Genomic DNA, 22446 nt, shown 5'->3' on the forward strand with positions numbered 1-22446 from the left:
CCCTACGCCGCCATCTTCGCTACAGTCGTCCCTGCGCCTGACGCCATTGCGCGCTCTGGGCGAATGTCATCATCCCCTGCTGCTGCCCGGTTTGTATCACGTGGGCCAACTGATGGAGTTTGCCTTCACGGATCAAATTCCCTGTGGCTGGCGTATTAATCAGTAATTCAAACAACGCCACGCGCCCATCCTGTCTGTCGACCTCCAGTTTTTGTGATAGTACGGCGCGCAGACTACCCGCCAGTTGGCTGCGTACCGGTTCTTTTTCCTGCGCCGGAAAACTATCCACTAATCTTTCCACCGCCTGCGCCGCACCGCGAGTATGCAGGGTTGCCAGTACCAGATGCCCCGTTTCCGCCGCCGTCAGCGCCAGGCGAATGGTCTCGCTGTCACGCAGCTCTCCCAGCAAAATGACATCAGGATCTTCACGTAACGCTGCGCGCAGCCCGGCGGCAAAAGTGGCGCAATGCTGGCCGATTTCCCGCTGCTGTATCAGGCAACGCTTGCTGGTGTAACGGTACTCAATAGGATCTTCCAGCGTCAGGATGTGTTTATCGGCATGTTGATTAAGATATCCCACCATCGCCGCCAGCGTGGTGGACTTCCCGCAGCCAGTAGCGCCAGTGACCAGAATCAGTCCGTTCTCGCTGGCAAGCAGTGCGGGTACTATCGGCGGCGTCTGGATTTTCGCCAGATCAGGACAGCGCTCGGGCAATAGCCGTAGCGCCAGCGACGTTCCCTGTTGATGTGTGAACGCACTGGCGCGCAGGCGCCGCGTGCCAGACAGCGAGACGGCGAAATCAAGCTGGCCGTGCGTTCGCCACTGATATTGTTGCGCATCATTAAGCCAATCAAGCAGAAGCCTGTCGACATCAGGCGCGGTAAAAGGCGCGTTCTCCATGCGTCCTTGTTTGCGCCATCGCGCAGGCCAGGCGTTACACAGGTGTAGATCCGAGACGTTATGCTTTACACTAAGCGTCACAATTTCTTCCATATTCATATAAACATCCTCGGAAAATGAACGATATCGCGCATAACCTGGCATACATCCGGGACAAAATCTCCGCCGCGGCGACGCGTTGCGGCCGCTCTTCAGAAGAAGTTACGTTGCTTGCAGTGAGTAAAACCAAACCTGCGAGCGACATCGCAGAAGCCATTGCCGCCGGACAACGGGCATTTGGTGAAAATTATGTACAAGAGGGGGTGGAAAAAATCCGCCACTTTCAGGAAGCGAAAGTGGAAGGCCTGCACTGGCACTTTATTGGCCCTTTACAGTCCAACAAAAGTCGGCTGGTGGCCGAGCATTTTGACTGGTGTCATACCATCGATCGCTTGCGTATCGCCTCGCGGCTGAGCGAACAGCGTCCGGATAATCTGCCGGCGCTAAATGTTCTGATCCAAATTAATATCAGCGATGAAAACAGCAAATCAGGCATTCCGCTGGCGGAACTGGATGAGCTGGCCGCTGCGGTGGCTACACTGCCGCGTCTGCGGCTTCGCGGACTGATGGCGATCCCGGCTCCAGAGTCAGATTATGTAAGGCAGTTTGAAGTCGCACGTCAAATGGCTGTAGCATTTGCCGGGCTGAAAGCGCGCTACCCTGACGTTGATACCTTATCTCTGGGTATGAGCGACGATATGGAAGCCGCGATTGCGGCAGGTAGCACAATGGTGCGCATCGGCACCGCTATCTTTGGTGCTCGTGATTACACAAAAAATTAAGGAAAACTGAGGAACGCCATGAATACGTTGACCTTCCTGCTCTCAACGGTAATTGAGCTGTATACCATGGTGCTATTATTGCGCGTGTGGATGCAGTGGGCCCGCTGTGACTTTTACAACCCTTTTTCCCAGTTCGTGGTGAAAATTACGCAGCCCATCATCGGACCGCTGCGTCGTATTATCCCGCCAATGGGGCCGATTGACAGCGCTTCCCTGCTGGTGGCGTTTATTCTTAGCGTTATTAAGGCGATAGTGCTGTTTAAGGTAATTACGTTTCAGGCGATTATCTGGATTGCCGCGGTGCTTATCTTGCTTAAAACAATCGGCCTGCTGATCTTCTGGGTGCTGCTGGTCATGGCTATCATGAGCTGGGTGAGCCAGGGTCGTAGCCCGATTGAATATGTATTGATTCAGCTTGCCGAGCCGCTGCTCAGCCCGATTCGCCGTATACTGCCTGCGATGGGCGGCATCGACTTCTCGCCGATGGTTCTGGTGCTGCTGCTGTATGTCGTTAATATGGGGATCGCTGAAGTCTTACAAGCGACAGGCAACATGTTGCTGCCGGGGCTGTGGATGGCGTTATGAGTGCTGTGACTCGCTGCGAAGACGGTCTGGTGTTACGGCTTTATATTCAGCCGAAAGCCAGCCGCGATAGTATTGTGGGTTTACATGGCGACGAGGTGAAAATCGCCATTACCGCCCCACCGGTTGACGGTCAGGCAAACAGCCATCTGACCAAGTTTCTCGGTAAACAGTTTCGCGTGGCGAAAAGTCAGATCGTCATCGAAAAAGGCGAGCTGGGCCGTCACAAACAGGTAAAAATTATTCACCCGCAACAGATCCCGCCGGAAATTGCGGCGTTAACTGAGTAGGTACTCCATGCAAAAAGTTGTTCTCGCAACCGGCAACGCCGGTAAAGTGCGCGAGCTCGCGTCGCTGTTAAGCGATTTTGGGCTTGATGTGGTAGCGCAAACGGAACTGGGCGTCGATTCCGCGGAAGAAACCGGCCTGACGTTTATTGAAAACGCGATTCTCAAAGCGCGCCATGCCGCCAAAATGACCGGCCTGCCCGCCATTGCCGATGACTCCGGTCTGGCCGTTGACGTTTTAGGCGGCGCGCCGGGTATCTATTCCGCGCGCTATTCTGGCGAAAACGCGACAGATCAGCAAAATCTGGAAAAACTGCTGCATACTCTACGGGATGTTCCGGACGACAAACGCCAGGCGCGATTCCATTGTGTACTGGTTTATTTGCGTCATGCGGAAGATCCCACACCGATAGTCTGTCACGGTAGCTGGCCTGGCGTCATTACTCGCCAGGCGGCCGGAAATGGCGGATTTGGCTATGATCCCATTTTCTTCGTACCGTCTGAAGGCAAAACCGCCGCAGAACTGACCCGTGAAGAAAAAAGCGCGATTTCCCACCGTGGACAAGCGCTCAAGCTGCTGCTGGATGCGTTACGCAATGGCTAAACTACCGCCGCTCAGTCTTTATATTCATATTCCCTGGTGTGTACAAAAATGTCCATATTGCGACTTCAATTCCCATGCGTTGAAGGGCGAGGTGCCACATGACGACTACGTCCAGCATCTGTTAAACGATCTGGATGCCGACGTCGCTTGGGCGCAAGGGCGTGAAGTAAAGACCATTTTTATTGGCGGCGGTACGCCAAGCCTGCTTTCCGGGCCGGCGATGCAAACGCTGCTGGACGGCGTGCGTGCGCGCCTGAATCTGGCGGCGGATGCGGAAATTACTATGGAAGCGAACCCCGGCACGGTCGAAGCCGACCGCTTCATCGACTATCAGCGCGCCGGCGTAAACCGGATCTCCATTGGCGTGCAGAGCTTTAGTGAGCCTAAGCTGAAACGTCTTGGCCGTATTCACGGTCCACAAGAGGCGAAGCGGGCAGCAAGACTGGCAAATGGGCTTGGGCTACGCAGCTTTAACCTCGACTTGATGCATGGATTGCCGGACCAAACGCTGGAAGAGGCGCTGAACGATTTGCGACAGGCAATTGCGCTTAATCCGCCGCATCTCTCATGGTATCAATTGACGATTGAACCCAACACTCTGTTCGGTTCGCGTCCGCCGGTTTTACCGGACGATGACGCTCTGTGGGATATCTTTGAGCAGGGCCACCAGTTATTAACCGCCGCGGGCTATCAGCAATACGAAACGTCGGCCTATGCCAAACCCGGTTATCAGTGCCAGCATAATCTGAACTACTGGCGCTTTGGCGACTATCTGGGGATTGGCTGCGGCGCCCACGGTAAAGTCACCTTCCCGGACGGCAGGATCCTGCGCACCACCAAAACCCGTCACCCACGCGGTTATATGCAGGGACGTTACCTGGAAAGCCAGCGTGACGTGAGTGATGACGATAAACCCTTTGAATTCTTTATGAACCGTTTTCGGTTGCTGGAGCGCGCGCCTCGCGCCGAATTTGTCGATTATACCGGGCTTACGGAAGCGGTTATTCGTCAGCCAATCGACGAGGCTATTGCCCAGGGCTACCTGACCGAATGCGAGCAATACTGGCAGATTACCCGGCACGGTAAACTGTTTTTAAACTCTCTTCTTGAGTTGTTTCTCGCGGAATAACAAGGATAAGCCTGTCGCGCCAGCGGGTAAAATACCTGATGGCGCGACGCTTACCGACCTGTGGCGGTTAATGCGCCGCCGGCAAACGCATTATTTAATAACCCCTTTACGACGCAAATCGTCCGTATCTTTTTTCCAGCGCTCGTAACCGTCATTAATATCCATAATTTTCACACGGATATCACTCTGTTGCATCTGAAGTTTCTGTACCGCTATATTCAGCGGATATTGCCCTTTCTCTAACGTTATCCAGTCATTCTGCGCTTTTCGACGCAGCTCTTCTGATTTCAAAAATACCTGCCGCCGTTGCTCGTGTATGTCTAAATCTCTTTTCTGCTGAATAGCCGCTTCATTGCACGGCTCACTCTGCTTACGGCACGCGTCTAATGCCGGTTGATAGACCTCTTTTTCGTATTTCTCGGCATATACGCTGCTATCGTTGGCTTTTACATAATCATCGCGCTCTTTTAACGTCTTTTTAAACGCCTCGGCGCGGGTCAACGGTTTCCCATCAGCGCCTTTTCCCCAATACGCGTCCGCTTCTTTTTTAGCTACCGCTATTTTCTTATCCAGGGCAGAGAGTTGTTCTTCAAGACCGGGGATCGACGCTTTCTGCGCACGCCAGGAGGCTTCAATGTTGCCAAACCGATAGTTAAAGTCATCACTGTTGACGATCAGGTATTTATCATTCGTTTTAATGTCGTCAATAGCCCGGCCCTGATCGCTGGCTGCCATTTGTAATGAGTAATAGTTCACCGTCCAGCCAGAGGCTGGCGTCCCTTTACTGGTTAACATGGCAGAAAATTTAACGGGACGATCTTTGGTCCAGGTTTTTTCAACAAAATAATAATCCGCCGCCATACCAACGCCGGTATACATATCTTCACGGGAAGAAATATCCCCTTCGGCAGACCAGGTGGCCTGATTGCCCGTCGAATCAAGATTTTTTAAGGTAATGGAATCCAGTTTAAGTATGCCGTGGTACTGCTTACTAAACTGTTCTTTTAAGATGTTATCGGAGGGTTGAGCAACCTCTGCCCAACTATAGCCTGAAATCAGGGCAAACAGCGCTGCGCCAGCAATCCATTGTCGAACCACTTGTGGACCTCCCGTCCAGAGACATGACACCCACGATTATCATAACCAGGATGATAATTAGCAAGATAATAGTGTTGGTTGTGCGAGAGGTCTTCCAAAGATAGCCCCGGCCTTCCGACCGGGGCATTATCTTTAATACTGATTGAACATCGTCTGGATCTGTTTTGGATCTTTAGTCTGGGTTAACGCCAGTTGCAGTAAGACACGCGCTTTTTGCGGGTTCAGCGTGCCGGAAGCGACAAAGCCGTATTTTGCATCGTCAACTTCCGCATCCTGCGTGGTTGCGCCAGTCGGCACTCGTGAAGAACGCACCACTACCGTACCGTTGTGCGCGGCGGTCGCCAGGGTATCAAAGACCGTTTTATACAGGTTGCCGTTACCCACTCCTGCGCTCACGATCCCGTCATAACCCGCGTCTACCAGCGCTTTTGCCGGCAGATCGGACGCATTCGCATAGTTATAAACGATACCGACTTTCGGCAACGCGGTCAGCTTCGACACGTCGAACGGGGTGGAGGTGGTATGTTTACGCTCTGGCGTACGCTGGTAGTCAATTTTACCGTTGTGGATATAACCCAGCGGGCCGTAGTTAACCGCTTTAAACGTCGCCACGTCAGTCGTATTGGTCTTAGTGACGTCGCGTCCGTCCATGACGGTATCATTCATTACCACCAGCACGCCGCGGTTGGCAGACTGTTTATCAGCCGCTGTTACTACCGCATTATAGAGGTTGAACGGGCCATCTGCGCTCATTGACGTGGAAGGACGCATCGCGCCGACCAGTACCACCGGTTTATTGCATTTCACGGTCAGATCGAGGAAATAAGCGGTCTCTTCCATCGTATCAGTACCGTGGGTGATCACGAAACCGTCGGTGCTGTCGCACTCGGTATTGATTTTTTTCGCCAGCGTGAGCCAGACTTCATCGTTCATATCCTGCGAGCCAATGTTAACGACCTGCTCGCCTTTCACTACCGCAATGTCCTTCAATTGAGGAACGGCATCCACCAGATTTTCGACGCCGACTTTACCTGCCGTATAATTTGATTTTGTTGCTGAATCACCACCGCCAGCGATCGTTCCGCCGGTCGCTAAGATGGTGATATTCGGTAAAGCGAACGCTGCGCCGCTGAAACCCATTACCAGAGCAGCTAATGCCGTTTTCCTGAAAAACTCCATGTTATATCTCCAGTTATGTCAACTGGTCGCATTATCTCTATATTGCAGACGAATAATGTGACGCCATACGATTAACCAGCGATATATATCCGACAGAGAGTATTTTTTAGAGATGGATAACAAAATGCAGGAAAAAACAGAATAAAAAGGCGCAGATACGATCTGCGCCATTGTTTAAAAAGGAAAGATTACTTCAGGCTGCCAACCAGCGCTTTGCGGCTATCTTCTAAGGTCACTACGCGGCTACAGACATCTTTGCCAAACTGCTGGAAATCTTTCTCCTGGTTTTTCCATTCGTTCTGGATAGCGGTTTGCAAACCACCTAGACTGCCCATCACGCCCTGTAAAGGATTGCCGCCGCCTTTAAGCACCGCTTTGGCGCCCATTTCGTTAATGCTGTCCTGCAAAATACCGCCCATCGCCTGATTCACCAACTGCTGACCGTCGGCACGCACCTGGTCGATAGCCTTATAGTGGAACGTCAGGCCGTCCGTACGATGTTCGATAATGCGGTTCATTTGCGCTTTTAATTGCGCATCAAGCTTCGTCAGACGGCTACGCATGTTGCTGCTTTCGCCCACCTCTTTAGCGATGATTTTATCCAGCGCCACGCGGCCTTTTTCGACGCGCGATCGGGCGCCCTCATCAATCCACGGCAGCGCGCTTCGCAGTTCCGCCTGGTAATCTTTCGCCTGCTCGCGCTGCGCGGCGCTAAGGGTGTACTGCTTACCGTTGTACATCACATTGCCGTCCGGCGTGATCACCAGGTTGCCGTTTTCACCTTTCACCTGCACCGTTTGTGGACTCAGGATCACATCGTCACGCGGCGTGACGCTGCATTTGTAATCTGCATGAGCGGCCATCGCCGTAAACGTTAGCACTGTCGCCAGCAGCGTTTTGCGCATCATAACTTTCCCTCAAGACAAAGCGGGCCGGCATTTGCCGACCCTGTACTTATTAGTCCCACCAAACGTCGAAAAGTTCGCTGGTTCGGACTTCTTCAAGGTTGCGCGCTTCCAGCCACTTACGCACAATCGCCTGATGTTCTTCGGTACATTTACCGATTTCCTGCATACAAATCAGCCCTTCCCAGGCCAGGTAGCCGCTGCCGTCAAACGCCAGTTTATTAGGCTCAATAACGTCATTAATAAAGTCATCGACAGTCTTATCGACCTGCTCTTCAGATGTACCTTCCGGAAAACGCCATGCCACCGAAAATCCTAATTCCTGGAATTCGTCAATGTGCATTTTTTTACGCAGACGACGACTACGGTTCTTTGCCATTATTTCACCCTCTCGAACATTAAGTCCCATACGCCATGACCAAGACGATGGCCACGTTGTTCAAATTTCGTTACCGGGCGCGATTCCGGGCGCGGTACATAATCATTGCTCTCTGACAGATTTTTGTACCCGTCGATAGAAGACATGACTTCAAGCATGTGTTCCGCATACGCTTCCCAGTCGGTCGCCATATGGAAAACGCCGCCCAATTTCAGCTTGCTCAATACCAGTTCAGCAAACGGCACCTGAACGATACGGCGTTTATTATGACGCGCTTTATGCCACGGGTCAGGGAAAAAGAGCTGAACCATCGATAAAGAATTGTCAGGAATCATTTTATGCAACACTTCTACCGCGTCATGGCACATGACGCGCAGGTTTTCAACGCCCTCTTCATTAGCGGACGCCAGACACGCGCCGACACCGGGTGAATGCACTTCAATGCCGAGGAAATTCTGCTCCGGGCGCGCTTTCGCCATCGCCACGAGAGACGCCCCCATGCCAAAACCAATCTCCAGCGTCACCGGCGCTTCGCGACCAAACAACGTGGCGAAATCTACCGGCGCTTCGCTGAACTCGACGCCCATCACCGGCCAGTAGTTTTCCAGCGCGTGCTCTTGCCCCTTTGTCAGTCGCCCCTGGCGACGAACAAAACTACGAATACGGCGCAGCGGGCGACCGTTTTCATCAAATTCCGGTGAAATGACGTCGTTTTTCATAAAAGTGTAGTCTGCTGTGTTTGAGTTCTGAAAACGGGCATTATCCAAAGTTAGTTGCCGGATGCAAGCATGAAGCGCACTGCGGAAAGTTCCGGTTTACACCCTGCGGCCTCTGTGCTGCAATCTTGCCCCCGGCAATAATGAATGAGTTTCCATGCAAGCGTCTCAATTTTCAGCCCAGGTTCTGGACTGGTACGACAAATACGGGCGGAAAACGCTGCCCTGGCAAATTAACAAGACGCCTTACAAAGTATGGCTCTCGGAAGTCATGTTGCAACAAACGCAGGTGACGACGGTGATTCCTTACTTTGAGCGATTTATGGCGCGCTTTCCGACAGTGACGGATTTAGCGAATGCGCCGCTGGATGAAGTGCTCCATTTATGGACCGGGCTCGGCTATTACGCCCGCGCGCGTAATTTGCATAAAGCGGCGCAACAGGTGGCGACGCTTCACGGTGGAGAATTCCCGCAAACTTTTGCCGAAATCGCCGCGCTACCCGGCGTCGGGCGCTCAACCGCCGGCGCGATTCTCTCCCTCGCGTTAGGTAAACATTATCCGATTCTTGATGGAAACGTTAAACGTGTGCTGGCTCGCTGTTATGCTGTTAGCGGCTGGCCTGGAAAAAAAGAGGTGGAGAATACGCTGTGGACGTTGAGCGAGCAAGTGACGCCCGCACGCGGCGTGGAGCGTTTTAATCAGGCGATGATGGATCTGGGCGCGATGGTTTGTACGCGTTCAAAGCCAAAGTGCACCCTGTGTCCGCTGCAAAACGGTTGTATCGCCGCTGCGCATGAAAGCTGGTCACGCTATCCGGGCAAGAAACCGAAACAGACGTTGCCGGAGCGGACGGGTTACTTTTTATTGTTACAGCATAATCAGGAGATTTTCCTGGCGCAGCGTCCTCCCAGCGGTTTATGGGGCGGACTCTACTGCTTTCCGCAGTTCGCCAGAGAAGATGAATTACGTGAATGGCTGGCGCAACGGCATGTTAACGCTGATAATTTGACCCAGCTTAATGCGTTTCGCCACACATTTAGCCATTTCCATCTGGATATTGTGCCTATGTGGCTTCCCGTGTCGTCACTGGACGCCTGCATGGATGAAGGCAGCGCGCTCTGGTATAACTTAGCGCAACCGCCGTCAGTCGGACTGGCGGCCCCCGTGGAGCGCTTGTTACAGCAGTTACGTACCGGAGCGCCAGTTTAACGCCCCGGTCGATGAAGAGGATGACTTATGAGCAGAACGATTTTTTGTACTTACCTGCAACGCGACGCTGAAGGGCAAGATTTTCAGCTCTACCCTGGCGAACTGGGAAAACGTATCTATAACGAGATCTCTAAGGACGCGTGGGCGCAGTGGCAGCATAAGCAGACCATGTTGATTAACGAGAAAAAGCTCAACATGATGAACGCCGAGCACCGTAAGCTGCTGGAACAGGAGATGGTGAGCTTCCTGTTCGAAGGCAAAGACGTTCATATCGAAGGTTATACGCCGGAAGATAAAAAATAGGCCCGTTGCTGAATGACGCTGCGCTTATTCGGCCTGTGAGTTATGCCGGATAAGCCCTTAGCGTCGCTGCCCGGCAACATGGCATAACGACAACACAACATGCACTCCCGGAATGATGAAAAAATTACTCGCGCTTGCTGTTATTGCGCCGTTGCTCATCTCCTGCTCCAGTTCGACCAAAAAAGGCGAGACGTATAATGAAGCCTGGGTCAAGGATACCAACGGCTTTGATATTTTGATGGGGCAATTTGCCAACAATATTGAAAATCTGTGGGGATATAAGGAAGTCCTGATTGCCGGGCCGAAAGACTACGTCAAATATACCGATCAGTTCCAGACCCGTAGCCACATCAACTTTGATGATGGGACCATTACCGTTGAAACCATCGCCGGGACGGAACCTACCGCACATCTGCGCCGGGCTATTATTAAAACGTTGCTCATGGGTGACGACCCAACCTCCGTCGATCTTTACTCCGATGTCGATGACATAAAAATTTCTAAAGAACCCTTCCTGTATGGTCAGGTCCTCGACAATACCGGCCAGCCTATTCGCTGGGAAGGCCGCGCCACGACATTCGCGGATTACTTGCTGAAAACGCGGCTCAAAAGCCGCAGTAACGGCCTGCGTATTATTTACAGCGTCACCATTAATCTGGTGCCGAACCACCTTGATAAACGCGCGCATAAATACATTGGCATGGTACGCCAGGCCTCCCGTAAATACGGCGTTGACGAGTCGCTGATTCTGGCGATTATGCAAACGGAGTCCTCGTTTAACCCGTATGCGGTCAGCCACGCGGATGCGCTGGGCCTGATGCAGGTAGTGCAACACAGCGCCGGGAAAGATGTTTTCCGTTCTCAGGGTAAGTCCGGCACGCCAAGCCGTAACTTCCTGTTCGACCCCGCCAGCAATATCGATACCGGCACAGCGTATCTGGCAATGTTGAATAATGTCTATCTGAGCGGTATTGAGAATCCGACGTCGCGGCGCTATGCGGTCATTACCGCCTACAATGGCGGCGCAGGCAGCGTATTACGCGTATTCTCGAACGATAAGATTCAGGCCGCGAATATGATTAACCGCATGTCGCCGGGGGATGTGTACCAGATATTAACCACCCGACATCCATCTGCGGAGTCGCGCCGCTATCTGTATAAGGTGAATTCCGCCCAGCGATCGTATCGCCGCCGATAAACCATCGCATCCCGCCTCTGGTTGGCAAATGACAGAGGCGGGAAAGGTAAAAGTGTTAACTCCGTCACCCTTTTGCTTTGCAATCAGAAATTGTTTGCAAATATTTGTCACAGGTAACAAAAAAAGCCCGCCTCTCATTGATAGAATCACACCAAATCACAACGGCAAATGTGCCTTTTAAAACATTCATCCGCTCTCAGGTGTGAGGAAATTAACATGAATCTTAAGCTGCAGCTTAAAATACTCTCTTTTCTGCAGTTCTGTCTGTGGGGAAGCTGGCTCACTACCCTGGGCTCGTATATGTTCGTCACCTTAAAATTTGACGGCGCATCTATTGGCGCAGTTTATAGTTCACTGGGGATTGCCGCCGTCTTTATGCCGACCTTGCTAGGCATTGTGGCTGACAAATGGCTGAGCGCGAAATGGGTCTATGCCCTGTGTCATGTCGTCGGCGCCATCACGCTATTCATGGCCGCGGAAGTCACTACGCCTGGGGCGATGTTCTTTGTGATCCTGCTTAACTCGTTGGCCTATATGCCGACGTTGGGCTTGATCAATACTATATCGTATTACCGCCTGCAGTCTGCCGGCATGGATATTGTGACTGACTTCCCGCCTATCCGTATCTGGGGCACCATTGGCTTTATTCTGGCGATGTGGGGCGTGAGTTTCTCCGGTTTCGAGCTGAGCCATATGCAGCTTTATATCGGCGCGACGCTTTCCGTTCTGCTGGTACTGTTTACCTTTACCCTGCCGCACATTCCGGTGGCGAACCAACAGAAAAACCAGAGCTGGACATCAATGCTGGGCCTTGACGCTTTTGCGCTGTTTAAAAATAAGCGGATGGCGATTTTCTTCATCTTCTCCATGATGCTGGGCGCGGAACTGCAGATCACTAACATGTTTGGCAACACCTTCCTGCATAGCTTTGATAAAGATCCGCTATTCGCCAGTAGCTTTATCGTGCAGCACGCCTCGGTGATGATGTCGATTTCGCAGATTTCTGAAACGTTATTCATCCTGACCATTCCGTTCTTCCTGAGCCGCTATGGTATTAAGAACGTTATGCTTATCAGTATTGTGGCGTGGATGCTGCGTTTCGGCCTGTTCGCTTATGGCGACCCGACGCCGTTCGGTACCGTTCTGCTGGTACTGTCGATGATTGTGTACGGCTGCGCCTTCGACTTCTTCAACATTTCTGGCTCGGTGTTTGTCGAAAAAGAAGTACGCCCGGAAATCCGCGCCAGCGCGCAGGGGATGTTCCTGATGATGACCAATGGCTTCGGCTGTATCCTGGGCGGCATTGTGAGCGGTAAAGTGGTGGAGTATTACACTCAAAACGGCATTACCGACTGGCAGACCGTGTGGCTCATCTTCGCAGGCTACTCGCTGGTGCTGGCCTTCGCGTTCGTAGCCTTGTTCAAATACAAACACGTTCGCGTTCCGGCAAGTTCGCAACCCGTTGCACATTAATCCTTGCCCTGTTTCGCAGGCCGGATAAGGTGTAAATGCCTTATCCGGCCTGCAGGCAACGTTACTTTAAAACATATCCGTACAAGCGTTGAATTCCATCGGCATCGGTCTCGCTATATACCCCCTGCAATTCCGGCGAAAAACCAGGCAACAGATTGATGCCCTCTTCCAGCGCCAAAAAATAACGCTGCGCCGCGCCGCCCCAAATCTCCCCCGGCACCACGCACAGTACGCCCGGCGGGTATGGCAATGCCCCCTCGGCAGCAATACGCCCGCCCGCCTCGCTGATACGCACCAGCTCTACATCGCCGCGAATAAAGGCGCTGTTGGCATCCTGTGGGTTCATCGCCACATGCGGCAGGCTTTCTTTGCGGAACATCGCTTTTTGCAGATCCTTAACGTCAAAGCTAACGTACAGGTTGTGCATCTCCTGACATAGCTCACGCAGGGTGTAATCGCGGTAGCGCACCGGGTATTTCTGAAAAACCGTCGGCAATACATCCGCAAGCGGCGTATCGTCTTCAATGTGCCGTTCAAATTGCGCCAGCATCGCGACCAGTCGCGCCAGCTTCTCTTCGCTCTCGGCGGGTGTCAGCAAGAACAGAATCGAGTTGAGATCGCACTTCTCAGGCACAATACCGTTCTCACGCAGATAGTGGGCGAGAATGGTCGCCGGGATGCCGAATTCGGTGTATCGCCCACTATCGGCATCAATACCTGGCGTGGTCAGTAACAGTTTACAGGGGTCGACAAAATACTGGTCATCCGCATAGCCCTCAAAGCCATGCCATTTCGCCCCGGGTTCAAAACTGAAGAAACGACGATTGCTGGCAATGGTCTCCGTCGGATATGCCTGCCACGGCTTGCCGTCAACCACCAGTGGGATAAAGGGCTGAAGCAGTTTGCAACGGGCGAGAATGGCTTTACGCGCGTCAATGCCCAGCGCAACGCACTCCGCCCACAGGCGGCGACCGCTCTCCCCTTCGTGGATTTTGGCATTGACATCCAGCGCCGCAAACAGCGGGTAGAACGGACTGGTTGAAGCATGCAACATGAAGGCGTTGTTCAGGCGTTTGTGCGGGCAAAAACGCGCCTGGCCGCGAATATGGTTATCTTTTTTGTGGATCTGCGAGGTTTGTGAGAACCCCGCCTGTTGCTTATGTACCGATTGGGTCACAAAGATCCCAGGGTCGTTTTCATTAAGCTCCAGCCGCAACGGCGAGGTATCCGCCATCATATTGATAAACTGCTCATAGCCTACCCACGCGGAGTCAAACAGAATGTAATCGCAGAGATGCCCGATTTTATCCACCACCTGACGGGCGTTGTAAATAGTGCCGTCATAGGTACCCAGCTGAATGATCGCCAGGCGGAACGGACGCGACGCATCGGCGCTTTCCGGCATCACGTCACGAATCTGGTCGCGCAGGTACGTTTCATCAAAACAGTGCGCATCAATGCCACCGATAAAACCAAACGGGTTACGCGCCGCTTCAAGATAGACTGGCGTCGCCCCGGCCTGAATCAGGGCGCCGTGGTGGTTGGATTTGTGATTATTACGATCAAACAGCACCAGATCGCCGCGCGTCAGCAGGGCGTTGGTGACCACTTTATTCGCCGCCGAAGTCCCATTCAGCACAAAGTAGGTTTTATCCGCATTAAACACTTTTGCCGCAAATTTCTGCGCGTGTTTGGCAGAACCTTCATGTATTAGCAGATCGCCAAGTTTCACATCGGCGTTACACATATCCGCACGAAACAGGTTTTCACCAAAAAAGTCATAAAAATGGCGGCCTGCGGGATGTTTTCTAAAAAATTCGCCATGCTGGTGCCCCGGGCAAGCAAAAGTACTATTCCCCATGTCGACATACTGGGTCAGGGTGCCATAAAAGGGCGGCAGAAGTTCCGCTTCGTAGCGACAGGCAGCGTTTTCCAGCTCCAGCCATTCCTGCGCGTTCCCGACTATTACCGCCGTAACGCCGACAGGCGCGCTGACGGGTTCATCCGCAAGCATAAACACCGGCAGGTGAAAACCGGTGCGTTTAAGCAACGCCAGAATACCGCTACGGCTGTCGGCAGTGGTAATGACGACTGCGGCCACATCGGTAAAGTCGGTACTGTCCAGCGCCACTACGTTTCGGTGGGTGGAGAGACGGGGAATGAGTTCACCGCTGGCGGCAATATTCATTGATTTCATAAGCGCAAATATCCGTTTCGGGAGTAGAGTAACCCCAGACAAGGCCCGATGCCTTGCCCAACGAGATGCCGGGTCAAACTGGATACCAGCTCCGACCGCCAGACATCAGTAAAAACAGACTGTTTCTGATTTTACTGTTGTCCTGCAGTGAGCGTGCGCTGCCCTCACCGCATAGCGGGGATGACAAAAAAAGGAAAGAAAGGGGCAAACCTCGCGCAGTCAGGCGACAGTGAAGACAATATAAAGGCGCTATGTTCATCCCGGCGAGCCCCATGCTGGCAGGAGAAATTTCGCGCAATCATGGCACCTTTCACCAGGCGGCGCAAGGTAAAATCAGCGCTCTATACGTCACAGATAATCAAGCTATTAACAGCTTAATCGCGTGATAATAAGGCAATTTGAAAGACAAATAACAGGAGTCATTGTGGTAATTGGACCTTTTATTAACGCTGGCGCAATTTTATTCGGCGGCGTTATTGGCGCGCTGTTAAGTCAGCGTCTGCCAGAACGGATTCGCGTCTCAATGACGTCTATTTTTGGTCTGTGCTCTCTGGGAATTGGCATTCTGCTGGTGATGAAGTGCGCTAATCTTCCGGTGATGGTGCTGGCGACGCTGGTCGGCGCGCTTATCGGCGAGTTTTGTTTGCTGGAAAAAGGCATTAATGGCGCAGTCGCGAAAATCCAACAATTATTTATGGCATCGGGTAAGAAGCCGACACACGACTCATTTATTCAAAGTTACGTCGCTATCATTGTACTTTTTTGCGCCAGCGGCACCGGTATTTTCGGCGCGATGCATGAAGGGATGACCGGCGATCCAAACATTTTGATCGCTAAATCTTTTCTGGATTTTTTCACTGCCATTATTTTCGCCTGTTCGCTTGGCATCGCCGTTTCGGCGATTTGCGCGCCGATGTTGATTATCCAGTTAACGCTTGCCGCCTGCGCCACCCTCATTCTTCCACTGACCACGCCGGCAATGATGGGCGACTTTAGCGCCGTGGGTGGACTGCTGCTGGTGGCTACCGGCTTGCGTGTATGTGGAATCAAAATGTTTCCGGTAGTGAATATGCTCCCGGCGCTGTTGCTGGCGATGCCGATCTCCGCCGCATGGGCGATGTTTTTTGCCTGATTCTGCGTGCAATAACAACAAAGTGGTGATAGATTGTGCAGTCTACGTTGATTTGAAGAAATTTCGTTGACGAAGCGAGGCGATTACGGTTTAATGCGCCTCGTTGCCCGGATAGCTCAGTCGGTAGAGCAGGGGATTGAAAATCCCCGTGTCCTTGGTTCGATTCCGAGTCCGGGCACCACTTTCCCTTTTTTATGCTTTCTTATGAATTCCTCGATGTCTTCAAGTCAATAAGTTTGAACATAGACTCTTTCCAGAAATTATTGCCATATGATCTCCATTAGACCAATATAAACGGATGCGTGATCATAATAAAGGCAGTAATAGTAAGTTTTAACATTAAACATACTGCGAAATTTCAATTAAGTTTCCATCAGGGTCCCTGATGTAGATAGACATTATCTCGCCTGTGGCTCCAGTTCTCTCAACCGGGCCTTCAACAATGGAAATGCCTGCCTGTAAGATCTCAGACACAACATCATTTATCGGTGTCGATGTAATAAAACATAAATCGGCAGATCCCGGCGTTGGTCTACTCGCTTTTGGTTCGAACTCCATTTCTTGCTGATGGAGGTTAATTTTTTGCGCTCCAAATATTAACGCTTTTCTGTTTTGTTTAAATGTTACCGCAGAAAAACCAAGTACCTCTTCGTAGAATCTTATTGTGGTTGATATATCAGATACCGTTAATACAAGGTGATCAATTCTGTCAATTATCATTTGAATAGACTCATGATGTTTATATTTTAGGGATGCTACATTAAAAAATAGCATTAACCTACTTTTAAATCAGATGCATTTTTTTTGCATCTACTCTAAGTTGCTGCCGAAAATTGGGATGTGCCAATTCAATGATGCTGAGCGCACGCTCGGTTGAAGAGAGCCCCTTCAGGTTTACGGAGCCAAATTCAGTGACTATCCAGTGCGTATCCGTTCGTGGGGTTGTTACAGGCCCCTCAAGGCGGGGAACAATACGAGAAATCGTATCATTCGCGGCCGTTGAGCGGGTCGTAATAATGGAACGACCTCCTTTAGATGCATATGCGCCTCTGACAAAATCCAATTGCCCTCCTGAAGCGCTGTACTGGTGTCCAAGCAAATATTCAGAGTTACAGGCACCAGTGAGATCGATTTGTAAGGTAGCGTTAATGGAGACAACATTCTCATTTTGCGCAATGATCCCCGGATCGTTAACATAATCGACAGGCCGACTAAAAAAAGAGGGGTTGTCGTTGAGATAGTCATACATATCCTTTTGTCCCATAGCAAAAGTAAATACAGACATTCCCCGGTCGATATTTTTACGCTGATTGGTAACGACGCCTTGTTGAATCAAACTTACCAACCCCGGATTCAGCGCCTCTGTATGGACCCCCAGATCATTATGTTCCTTGAGCGCATTACAGATGAGCTCCGGTAATGCGCCGACCCCCATCTGGAGACAAGCGCCATCTGGCACAAGAGAAGCGATAATCTGACTGATAGCAATATCTTCGGCTACGGCAGTACGTATTGGTAGTTCAATTAAAGGGACATGGTTTTCAACAATGGCGTCAATTTCTGAAATATGGATTGCAGCACCTTCTCCATGAACGCGCGGCATATATTTGTTAACTTCGACAATAAGCTTTTTAGCTGTCCTCGCAATCCGGGTGGAATAATCGTTTCCAGTTCCAAAATTAAAATAGCCATACTTATCCATAGGGGACACGGTGTGAATAAAGGTATCAATACCAATATCATCAGCTAGTAATCGCGTCGCCTGATGAAAATTTGAAGGTACATAGTTAACTATTTTTCGCCCGGAACTCTCAATCCCCTGACGTATTAAAGCCCGTTCAATACCGGTAATAAACATACTGTAGAGATGAATATAGTCACTTAGCTCATAACGGAAAATAGTGTTCCCGGCAATGCTGGCTGTTTCATAACAGTAAACCCGCAGATCGTTGATTTCTCCCCTTTTCGCTCGCTTTGCCAGCGCATTCAGCAAAGCTGGAGGCTCTGCTGCAAACATTCCCATAGAGAGGTGACTGCCGGAGGTAATTAAAGTAACCGCCTCGTCAGGCGTCACGCATTTTTCGGCATACACTGCATTAACATTCATCATGACTCTAAACCTCAGGGCGATTTCTCAATAAGCGGCGTCTTCTTCAGGCGAACATCCACAGCAATAAACTAACATTGTTCGTTCGAAGCGCATGACCTCTACACCATTCTGGTTAATACCACATGTCCGAACGGTAACGATGCCTTGTCCCGGGCGACTATTTGACAGGCGTTTGCTGAGTACAGTGCTTTCAGCATAAAGTGTATCCCCTGCGAAAACCGGATGGACGGCTTGTACCTTATCCCAGCCAAGATTGGCCACGACCTTGGCGCTGACAGTACGCACGCTCATACCGGTTAAAAGCGCCAGAGTGAACGTTGAATCAACCAGTAACTTTTTCCATTCCGTTTTGCTGGCGTAAGCCGCATCGAAATGGACCGGCTGCACATTGAGAGTGAGCAGGGTAAACCACACATTATCGGCGTCCAGAACCGTCCGGCCGGGACGATGTTCAAAAACATCACCGGGATGAAAATCCTCCCAGTAAAGACCCGAAATTTCTCGGTAGCGCCCCTCGCTAATGGTTTTATAAGCGGGTAATAACGTGTTCATAATCAATTCCTCTGTTAATAAAATCAGGAAAAGATCCCTGCCCGGGCGAGTAATCTCCGGGCCTGACGGGCAACGGCTGCATCTATCATCATGCCGCTAACGATCCCGACGCCTTTGGCATTCTCTGTCAGTACTGCACGAGCATGATTAATTTCTGCCGTTGTAGGAGTAAATGCGGCGTTGATTACACTAATCTGAGCGGGGTGAATAGCCGATTTTGCAGAAAAACCAAAACTGAGCGCCTGCAGCGTTTCCTCTTTCAGACCTGAAAAATCGCCTATATCAAAGAAGGGAGCATCTATTGCAAGAAGCCCTTTCATAGCGCAGGCAGCCACTATTCTGGCCCGCGCCAGCGCAAGAGGCTCCCAGGCGGGTGTGGCGCCAATGTCAGCCGCCATATCTGCGGCGCCAAACATCAACCCGCAGAGTCTGGGGGTGGCGTCCGCAATAGACTCTACGGCATTAAGCCCAACAACTGACTCAATAATGCCAATAAGGCGAGTATCAGAACCAGCCATCATGATAAGACTATCCACGATTTGCAGGTGCGCGGCTGACTCTGTTTTTGGAAGAATAATGTAATCAGGAAAAAAACGGCATTCCAGTAACATATGCAGGTCTTCAATGCCAGCATGAGTATTCATTCCATTAATTCTTAATGCTATTTTCAGCGATGAGTTTGGTCGGGATGAAAGGAACTGCATCGCAATTTTCCGGGCCTGCGCCTTGTCATTCGGGGTGACGGAGTCTTCAAGATCGATAATAGAAATGTCCGCCGCACTTTCAACTGCTTTTATGAAACGTTCTGGTCGAATTGCTGGGGTAAAAAGCCAGCTACGTGTCGGTGTATGAGAAATATCGGGCATATTGCACCTCCTGTTAACCTCACTATGCGCTCGCTGGTTTCATTCTTCCAATATATGATGGTGCCATTCTTAATTGCTTTTGGAGATGAGGATGGAACTGCGCCATATTCGCTATTTTCTCGCCGTCGCTGAAGAGCGGCATTTCACGCGGGCTGCGACAAAATTAGGCATAGGTCAGCCGCCGCTAAGCCAACAGATTAAGGATCTGGAAAGAGAGCTGGGAGCGCAGCTATTCCGGAGAGTGCCTCATGGCGCGGAATTAACCGAGGCTGGAAAAGCATTTTATGATGTTGTTAAAGGGATGCCTGCTACCGCGACAAGAGCCGTGCTGGCGGCGCAGCGTGTCGCCAGGGGGGAGTCGGGCGTGTTAAGGGTGGGTTTTACTGCCTCTGCGGCATTTAACAGTGTGGTGCCCGGCGCAATCCGTACTTTCAAGCGGGCTTATCCTGACGTTCGTTTGCAGCTTGAGGAAGGAAATACAACCCAACTGGCTGATGAATTGAATGAAGGATCGCTGGATGTTGCCTTTCTGAGACCCGGTTTTACAGGCAATGAACGGTTCCAGCTCAGGTTACTGTCTGAAGAGCCAATGGTTATTGTGCTGGCAGAAACGCATCCTGCTGCGGCGTGTAAACAGATTGCACTCTCGATTCTCAAAGATGAGTTTTTTTTACTCTTCCCACGTGAAATCGGCCTGTCGCTTTATGACGCAGTGATCAAGGCCTGCGGTAAAGCGGGCTTTGAACCGAAAATTGGTCAACTCGTGCCGCAAATTTCGTCAGTCATTAACCTTGTGTCGGCAGAGATGGGCGTGTCGATGGTTCCAGATTCAATGAGACAGGTTAATGTCAAGGGAGTAGTATACCGCCCCGTTGCAGACCAGATGCCCGTCGCAAAACTGGCTCTGGCATACCGGCGCGGCGATACATCGCCAACGCTGAGAAACTTCATCCTGAAAGTCACTGGCTGAATGCGGTTATGTGAGCGTTGAATAATCATTTGAAACGTAACCAATAATTATTGGTCCGATTTTGTGTCTAAAGGAATCGCTAACGGAGCAGGAACTGGCTGCAATGTCTGTGGATCGACAGCCAGATAACGCCCGGTTTTACTGTCGATACCCACATAATCGATAAGCTTGCCTTTGGCATAAAGCACCATTGTCTGTTTTGCAAATGCCTCATATGCGCTGCTCAGTATTTTCACTTTATCCGCATAATTTGCTGCGAGATTATGCGTTTCCAGGGGGTCACGTTGCAGGTTGAATAATTCCCATGGCGCATTACCCGCCTGTGGGAATACTGTGACAAGACGACGCAATTTCCATTCCCCATCTATCCAGGCCGCCTGATTATGGAGTTCAACACCATATTGTGTGCGAGGCGCGTGCAGACTTTCACCGGTCAGATAGCGTTTAAAACTCACGCCGATCATTGGCAGTGTCGGTCTTTCAGATAATGATTTACTGGCATCAATACCTGCAAATTCATAGAGCGTGGGCGCAACATCATACGCCGCCATCGTGGCGTTATCTATGGCGCCATGATGGATGATACCAGGACCGGAAATCATAAAACTGGTATTAATTCCCCCCTGACCGCTGGTCGTTTTGTGATAGCGACCATAAGGCGCATTGCTGACATCAGCCCAGTGGGGACCATAAGAGATAAATGAATTTTTACGACCAATATTTTCGTAACGATTATCGAATTGCTTCCAAAAATCCGGTTCAGATTCATAGTGAAAGCCCTCCGCCGGATTCACACCATTATCACTTAAGAAGACCAGAATCGTGTTTTTATCGCGCCCGGTCTTTTTTAACGTCTCAATAACGGTGCCGATCTGTGCATCCATATTGGCGATCATAGCAGCGTAAACCTGCATCACCTTCGCCGTATATTTCTGCTGTTCCGGGGTCATCGCCTGCCATTCTTTATCAAGTTCCAGTCCTGGCAGAGGTATGTCATCACGCAGGAAACCCAGTTTCTTCAAACGAGCAATACGCTGACGATAGACGTCTGCATAGCCCTGTTCATACTGACTTTTAAAACGACTAATCCATTCATCCGGCGCCTGCAGAGGATCATGTGGCGCAGTAAAGGCCAACCACGCGAAGATAGGTTGTTCCCGTGGCGTCTCGCTGATCCAGCGATTAATCTGGCTGGCATAGGCTTCGCTGGAGTAAAAACTGGAGGGCAGTGAAATGCGCTGATTGTCACGGGTATAATAGGTATGAAATATCTCCACGGTTCCCAGCGGCACGGCATCATCAAAGTGACTGGCGCCTCCCCCCATCAAGGCGAAAGAATGACGAAAGCCCCGATCTTTTGGCGTCGAGCCTGGCGTAAAACCAAGATGCCATTTACCCGCCATCAGCGTATTGTAACCAGCATCTTTAAAGCGTTCAGCCATGGTCGTCACCCGATCAGTCAGGCGCAATTCATAGCCTTCCTTACCTATGGTATTTTCATACCACCACATACCGCCTATACCCGCTTGCTGACTGGTGTTCCCGGTTAATAGCATCGCACGGGCGGGAGCAGACATGGGAGACGTGTAATATTGACTCATCCGCACGCCGTTCTCAGCCATCGCCTGCAAATTAGGCGTTGGGATTTCCCCACCGAAGGGAGTGATATCAGAATATCCCATATCATCAGCGATAATCACGATAATATCAGGACGTTCGTTTTGCGTACTGTGCGCCGTACCGGAGAAGATAATGCTAAGTGTGGCAAGTGTTACTTCTTTTTTCACGGCTTATTCTCCATTTCAGACTACGGATGTTGTACAAGAGCGGCGGG

Annotated in this window: 23 protein-coding genes, 1 tRNA gene and 34 other annotated features; of the genes, 12 read left to right on the forward strand and 12 right to left on the reverse strand. The window is 51.1% G+C overall.

The window, feature by feature from the left end; translation table 11 throughout:
• Nucleotides 1-19: 19 nt before the first annotated feature.
• Nucleotides 20-1012 (reverse strand): putative protein transport gene (yggR, locus tag STM3099; RefSeq protein ID NP_462015.1). Within the gene, nucleotides 20-1000 belong to an annotated coding region; the region does not span the whole gene.
• Nucleotides 1007-1012: a ribosome-binding site (putative RBS for yggR; RegulonDB:STMS1H003138), on the reverse strand. Its footprint overlaps the gene before it by 6 nt.
• Nucleotides 1011-1016: a ribosome-binding site (putative RBS for yggS; RegulonDB:STMS1H003139), on the forward strand. It overlaps the preceding feature by 2 nt.
• Between yggR and yggS the strand changes: the two genes are divergently transcribed.
• The 5 genes from yggS to yggW all read left to right on the forward strand — a co-directional run bounded on the left by yggS (nucleotide 1011) and on the right by yggW (nucleotide 4324).
• Nucleotides 1011-1722, forward strand: a protein-coding gene (gene yggS / locus STM3100) for a putative enzyme with a TIM-barrel fold (RefSeq protein NP_462016.1). Within the gene, nucleotides 1018-1722 belong to an annotated coding region; the region does not span the whole gene. It overlaps the preceding feature by 6 nt. The two genes, yggR and yggS, sit on opposite strands and share 2 nt — an antisense overlap.
• A gap of 8 nt (nucleotides 1723-1730) precedes the next feature.
• Nucleotides 1731-1736: a ribosome-binding site (putative RBS for yggT; RegulonDB:STMS1H003140), on the forward strand.
• The gene (gene yggT / locus STM3101) for a putative integral membran resistance protein (protein NP_462017.1) occupies nucleotides 1731-2307 on the forward strand. Within the gene, nucleotides 1741-2307 belong to an annotated coding region; the region does not span the whole gene. (Overlaps the previous feature by 6 nt.)
• Nucleotides 2292-2297: a ribosome-binding site (putative RBS for yggU; RegulonDB:STMS1H003141), on the forward strand. Its footprint overlaps the gene before it by 6 nt.
• The gene (gene yggU / locus STM3102) for a putative cytoplasmic protein (protein ID NP_462018.1) occupies nucleotides 2292-2594 on the forward strand. Within the gene, nucleotides 2304-2594 belong to an annotated coding region; the region does not span the whole gene. Before yggT ends, yggU begins: the two co-directional genes overlap by 16 nt.
• Nucleotides 2592-2597: a ribosome-binding site (putative RBS for yggV; RegulonDB:STMS1H003142), on the forward strand. Its footprint overlaps the gene before it by 3 nt.
• Nucleotides 2592-3195, forward strand: a protein-coding gene (yggV, locus tag STM3103) for a putative xanthosine triphosphate pyrophosphatase (RefSeq protein ID NP_462019.1). Within the gene, nucleotides 2602-3195 belong to an annotated coding region; the region does not span the whole gene. Its footprint overlaps the feature before it by 6 nt. The genes yggU and yggV overlap by 3 nt, the downstream gene beginning before the upstream one ends.
• Nucleotides 3172-3177, forward strand: a ribosome-binding site (putative RBS for yggW; RegulonDB:STMS1H003143). It overlaps the preceding gene by 6 nt.
• The gene (gene yggW, locus STM3104; RefSeq protein NP_462020.1) for a putative oxidase occupies nucleotides 3172-4324 on the forward strand. Within the gene, nucleotides 3188-4324 belong to an annotated coding region; the region does not span the whole gene. The genes yggV and yggW overlap by 24 nt, the downstream gene beginning before the upstream one ends.
• Nucleotides 4325-4414: 90 nt before the next feature.
• On the opposite strand, the gene yggM is transcribed toward yggW, so the two are convergent.
• The 5 genes from yggM to yggH form a co-directional block, all read right to left on the reverse strand.
• Nucleotides 4415-5441, reverse strand: a protein-coding gene (gene yggM, locus STM3105) for a putative periplasmic protein (protein ID NP_462021.1). Within the gene, nucleotides 4415-5422 belong to an annotated coding region; the region does not span the whole gene.
• Nucleotides 5436-5441 (reverse strand) — a ribosome-binding site (putative RBS for yggM; RegulonDB:STMS1H003144). It overlaps the preceding gene by 6 nt.
• Before the next feature lie 113 nt (nucleotides 5442-5554).
• Nucleotides 5555-6771, reverse strand: a protein-coding gene (gene ansB, locus STM3106) for a periplasmic L-asparaginase II (protein NP_462022.1). Within the gene, nucleotides 5555-6601 belong to an annotated coding region; the region does not span the whole gene.
• Nucleotides 6609-6614, reverse strand: a ribosome-binding site (putative RBS for ansB; RegulonDB:STMS1H003145). It overlaps the preceding gene by 6 nt.
• Nucleotides 6636-6660, reverse strand: a protein binding site (putative binding site for FNR, RegulonDB: STMS1H000170).
• Nucleotides 6702-6726: a protein binding site (putative binding site for FNR, RegulonDB: STMS1H000150), on the reverse strand.
• Nucleotides 6706-6726 (reverse strand) — a protein binding site (putative binding site for CRP, RegulonDB: STMS1H000053). (Overlaps the previous feature by 21 nt.)
• Nucleotides 6747-6755: a -10 signal (putative -10_signal for ansB; RegulonDB:STMLTH004576), on the reverse strand.
• Nucleotides 6763-6771 (reverse strand) — a -35 signal (putative -35_signal for ansB; RegulonDB:STMLTH004576).
• A gap of 18 nt (nucleotides 6772-6789) precedes the next feature.
• Nucleotides 6790-7520, reverse strand: a protein-coding gene (gene yggN, locus STM3107; protein ID NP_462023.1) for a putative periplasmic protein. Within the gene, nucleotides 6790-7509 belong to an annotated coding region; the region does not span the whole gene.
• Nucleotides 7515-7520, reverse strand: a ribosome-binding site (putative RBS for yggN; RegulonDB:STMS1H003146). (Overlaps the previous gene by 6 nt.)
• 38 nt (nucleotides 7521-7558) lie before the next feature.
• The gene (gene yggL, locus STM3108; protein ID NP_462024.1) for a putative cytoplasmic protein occupies nucleotides 7559-7897 on the reverse strand. Within the gene, nucleotides 7559-7885 belong to an annotated coding region; the region does not span the whole gene.
• Nucleotides 7885-8621, reverse strand: a protein-coding gene (gene yggH / locus STM3109; RefSeq protein NP_462025.1) for a putative S-adenosylmethionine-dependent methyltransferase. Within the gene, nucleotides 7885-8604 belong to an annotated coding region; the region does not span the whole gene. The genes yggL and yggH overlap by 13 nt, the downstream gene beginning before the upstream one ends.
• Nucleotides 7892-7897, reverse strand: a ribosome-binding site (putative RBS for yggL; RegulonDB:STMS1H003147). It overlaps the preceding gene by 6 nt.
• Nucleotides 8616-8621, reverse strand: a ribosome-binding site (putative RBS for yggH; RegulonDB:STMS1H003148). (Lies within the gene yggH.)
• 137 nt (nucleotides 8622-8758) lie before the next feature.
• On the opposite strand from yggH, the gene mutY reads away from it, so the two are divergent.
• The 4 genes from mutY (at nucleotide 8759) to nupG (ending at nucleotide 12785) form a co-directional block, all read left to right on the forward strand.
• Entirely contained in the window at nucleotides 8759-9811 is a 1053-nt protein-coding gene (gene mutY / locus STM3110) for an adenine DNA glycosylase (protein ID NP_462026.1), read from the forward strand.
• Between the two features lie 16 nt (nucleotides 9812-9827).
• Nucleotides 9828-9833, forward strand: a ribosome-binding site (putative RBS for yggX; RegulonDB:STMS1H003149).
• Nucleotides 9828-10114, forward strand: a protein-coding gene (gene yggX, locus STM3111) for a putative cytoplasmic protein (RefSeq protein ID NP_462027.1). Within the gene, nucleotides 9839-10114 belong to an annotated coding region; the region does not span the whole gene. It overlaps the preceding feature by 6 nt.
• A gap of 112 nt (nucleotides 10115-10226) precedes the next feature.
• Nucleotides 10227-11312, forward strand: coding sequence for a membrane-bound lytic murein transglycosylase C (gene mltC, locus STM3112; protein ID NP_462028.1), 1086 nt, complete (start codon nucleotides 10227-10229; stop codon nucleotides 11310-11312).
• A gap of 19 nt (nucleotides 11313-11331) precedes the next feature.
• Nucleotides 11332-11340 (forward strand) — a -35 signal (putative -35_signal for nupG; RegulonDB:STMLTH004577).
• Nucleotides 11332-12785 (forward strand): MFS family nucleoside transport gene (gene nupG / locus STM3113; protein ID NP_462029.1). Within the gene, nucleotides 11529-12785 belong to an annotated coding region; the region does not span the whole gene. (Overlaps the previous feature by 9 nt.)
• Nucleotides 11359-11367, forward strand: a -10 signal (putative -10_signal for nupG; RegulonDB:STMLTH004577). (Overlaps the previous gene by 9 nt.)
• Nucleotides 11416-11436 (forward strand) — a protein binding site (putative binding site for CRP, RegulonDB: STMS1H000073).
• Nucleotides 11448-11468 (forward strand) — a protein binding site (putative binding site for CRP, RegulonDB: STMS1H000042).
• Nucleotides 11458-11478, forward strand: a protein binding site (putative binding site for CRP, RegulonDB: STMS1H000078). It overlaps the preceding feature by 11 nt.
• Nucleotides 11510-11515, forward strand: a ribosome-binding site (putative RBS for nupG; RegulonDB:STMS1H003150).
• Nucleotides 11536-11556 (forward strand) — a protein binding site (putative binding site for CRP, RegulonDB: STMS1H000048).
• Before the next feature lie 61 nt (nucleotides 12786-12846).
• Here nupG and speC read toward each other — a convergent pair.
• Nucleotides 12847-15093, reverse strand: a protein-coding gene (gene speC / locus STM3114) for an ornithine decarboxylase isozyme (RefSeq protein ID NP_462030.1). Within the gene, nucleotides 12847-14982 belong to an annotated coding region; the region does not span the whole gene.
• Nucleotides 14993-14998: a ribosome-binding site (putative RBS for speC; RegulonDB:STMS1H003151), on the reverse strand. It overlaps the preceding gene by 6 nt.
• Nucleotides 15069-15077, reverse strand: a -10 signal (putative -10_signal for speC; RegulonDB:STMLTH004578).
• Nucleotides 15085-15093, reverse strand: a -35 signal (putative -35_signal for speC; RegulonDB:STMLTH004578).
• Nucleotides 15094-15395: 302 nt before the next feature.
• Nucleotides 15396-15401: a ribosome-binding site (putative RBS for yqgA; RegulonDB:STMS1H003152), on the forward strand.
• Between speC and yqgA the strand changes: the two genes are divergently transcribed.
• The gene (gene yqgA / locus STM3115) for a putative inner membrane protein (protein NP_462031.1) occupies nucleotides 15396-16114 on the forward strand. Within the gene, nucleotides 15407-16114 belong to an annotated coding region; the region does not span the whole gene. It overlaps the preceding feature by 6 nt.
• A gap of 105 nt (nucleotides 16115-16219) precedes the next feature.
• Nucleotides 16220-16292 (forward strand) — tRNA-Phe (pheV, locus tag STM3116).
• Between the two features lie 161 nt (nucleotides 16293-16453).
• Here the strand turns inward: pheV and STM3117 are convergent.
• The 4 genes from STM3117 to STM3120 form a co-directional block, all read right to left on the reverse strand.
• Nucleotides 16454-16893, reverse strand: a protein-coding gene (locus STM3117; protein NP_462032.1) for a putative lactoylglutathione lyase. Within the gene, nucleotides 16454-16888 belong to an annotated coding region; the region does not span the whole gene.
• Nucleotides 16888-16893, reverse strand: a ribosome-binding site (putative RBS for STM3117; RegulonDB:STMS1H003154). It overlaps the preceding gene by 6 nt.
• Before the next feature lie 5 nt (nucleotides 16894-16898).
• The gene (locus STM3118) for a putative acetyl-CoA hydrolase (RefSeq protein NP_462033.1) occupies nucleotides 16899-18237 on the reverse strand. Within the gene, nucleotides 16899-18224 belong to an annotated coding region; the region does not span the whole gene.
• Nucleotides 18232-18237 (reverse strand) — a ribosome-binding site (putative RBS for STM3118; RegulonDB:STMS1H003155). Its footprint overlaps the gene before it by 6 nt.
• 11 nt (nucleotides 18238-18248) lie before the next feature.
• The gene (locus STM3119; RefSeq protein NP_462034.1) for a putative monoamine oxidase occupies nucleotides 18249-18783 on the reverse strand. Within the gene, nucleotides 18249-18776 belong to an annotated coding region; the region does not span the whole gene.
• Nucleotides 18778-18783 (reverse strand) — a ribosome-binding site (putative RBS for STM3119; RegulonDB:STMS1H003156). It overlaps the preceding gene by 6 nt.
• 16 nt (nucleotides 18784-18799) lie before the next feature.
• The gene (locus STM3120) for a putative LysR family transcriptional regulator (RefSeq protein NP_462035.1) occupies nucleotides 18800-19650 on the reverse strand. Within the gene, nucleotides 18800-19642 belong to an annotated coding region; the region does not span the whole gene.
• Nucleotides 19645-19650: a ribosome-binding site (putative RBS for STM3120; RegulonDB:STMS1H003157), on the reverse strand. Its footprint overlaps the gene before it by 6 nt.
• 78 nt (nucleotides 19651-19728) lie before the next feature.
• Nucleotides 19729-19734: a ribosome-binding site (putative RBS for STM3121; RegulonDB:STMS1H003158), on the forward strand.
• Between STM3120 and STM3121 the strand changes: the two genes are divergently transcribed.
• The gene (locus tag STM3121) for a putative LysR family transcriptional regulator (protein NP_462036.1) occupies nucleotides 19729-20612 on the forward strand. Within the gene, nucleotides 19734-20612 belong to an annotated coding region; the region does not span the whole gene. Its footprint overlaps the feature before it by 6 nt.
• Before the next feature lie 47 nt (nucleotides 20613-20659).
• Here STM3121 and STM3122 read toward each other — a convergent pair.
• Nucleotides 20660-22405, reverse strand: a protein-coding gene (locus STM3122; protein ID NP_462037.1) for a putative arylsulfatase. Within the gene, nucleotides 20660-22399 belong to an annotated coding region; the region does not span the whole gene.
• Nucleotides 22400-22405, reverse strand: a ribosome-binding site (putative RBS for STM3122; RegulonDB:STMS1H003159). It overlaps the preceding gene by 6 nt.
• Nucleotides 22406-22446: the final 41 nt, after the last annotated feature.

Source organism: Salmonella enterica subsp. enterica serovar Typhimurium str. LT2, assembly GCF_000006945.2.
GTDB lineage: Bacteria > Pseudomonadota > Gammaproteobacteria > Enterobacterales > Enterobacteriaceae > Salmonella > Salmonella enterica.

What these genes read in the sequence shown, in the direction of transcription:
- yggR (NP_462015.1), bottom strand. Translation starts at nt 1,000, where the DNA reads ATGAATATGGAAGAAATTGTGACGCTTAGTGTAAAGCATAACGTCTCG.
- STM3120 (NP_462035.1), bottom strand. Translation starts at nt 19,642, where the DNA reads ATGCCCGATATTTCTCATACACCGACACGTAGCTGGCTTTTTACCCCA.
- mltC (NP_462028.1), top strand. Translation starts at nt 10,227, where the DNA reads ATGATGAAAAAATTACTCGCGCTTGCTGTTATTGCGCCGTTGCTCATC.
- STM3117 (NP_462032.1), bottom strand. Translation starts at nt 16,888, where the DNA reads ATGCTATTTTTTAATGTAGCATCCCTAAAATATAAACATCATGAGTCT.
- yggL (NP_462024.1), bottom strand. Translation starts at nt 7,885, where the DNA reads ATGGCAAAGAACCGTAGTCGTCGTCTGCGTAAAAAAATGCACATTGAC.
- yggX (NP_462027.1), top strand. Translation starts at nt 9,839, where the DNA reads ATGAGCAGAACGATTTTTTGTACTTACCTGCAACGCGACGCTGAAGGG.
- speC (NP_462030.1), bottom strand. Translation starts at nt 14,982, where the DNA reads ATGAAATCAATGAATATTGCCGCCAGCGGTGAACTCATTCCCCGTCTC.
- yggH (NP_462025.1), bottom strand. Translation starts at nt 8,604, where the DNA reads ATGAAAAACGACGTCATTTCACCGGAATTTGATGAAAACGGTCGCCCG.
- STM3121 (NP_462036.1), top strand. Translation starts at nt 19,734, where the DNA reads ATGGAACTGCGCCATATTCGCTATTTTCTCGCCGTCGCTGAAGAGCGG.
- yggW (NP_462020.1), top strand. Translation starts at nt 3,188, where the DNA reads ATGGCTAAACTACCGCCGCTCAGTCTTTATATTCATATTCCCTGGTGT.
- yggS (NP_462016.1), top strand. Translation starts at nt 1,018, where the DNA reads ATGAACGATATCGCGCATAACCTGGCATACATCCGGGACAAAATCTCC.
- yggV (NP_462019.1), top strand. Translation starts at nt 2,602, where the DNA reads ATGCAAAAAGTTGTTCTCGCAACCGGCAACGCCGGTAAAGTGCGCGAG.
- ansB (NP_462022.1), bottom strand. Translation starts at nt 6,601, where the DNA reads ATGGAGTTTTTCAGGAAAACGGCATTAGCTGCTCTGGTAATGGGTTTC.
- yggU (NP_462018.1), top strand. Translation starts at nt 2,304, where the DNA reads ATGAGTGCTGTGACTCGCTGCGAAGACGGTCTGGTGTTACGGCTTTAT.
- yggN (NP_462023.1), bottom strand. Translation starts at nt 7,509, where the DNA reads ATGATGCGCAAAACGCTGCTGGCGACAGTGCTAACGTTTACGGCGATG.
- nupG (NP_462029.1), top strand. Translation starts at nt 11,529, where the DNA reads ATGAATCTTAAGCTGCAGCTTAAAATACTCTCTTTTCTGCAGTTCTGT.
- STM3118 (NP_462033.1), bottom strand. Translation starts at nt 18,224, where the DNA reads ATGATGAATGTTAATGCAGTGTATGCCGAAAAATGCGTGACGCCTGAC.
- mutY (NP_462026.1), top strand. Translation starts at nt 8,759, where the DNA reads ATGCAAGCGTCTCAATTTTCAGCCCAGGTTCTGGACTGGTACGACAAA.
- STM3119 (NP_462034.1), bottom strand. Translation starts at nt 18,776, where the DNA reads ATGAACACGTTATTACCCGCTTATAAAACCATTAGCGAGGGGCGCTAC.
- yggT (NP_462017.1), top strand. Translation starts at nt 1,741, where the DNA reads ATGAATACGTTGACCTTCCTGCTCTCAACGGTAATTGAGCTGTATACC.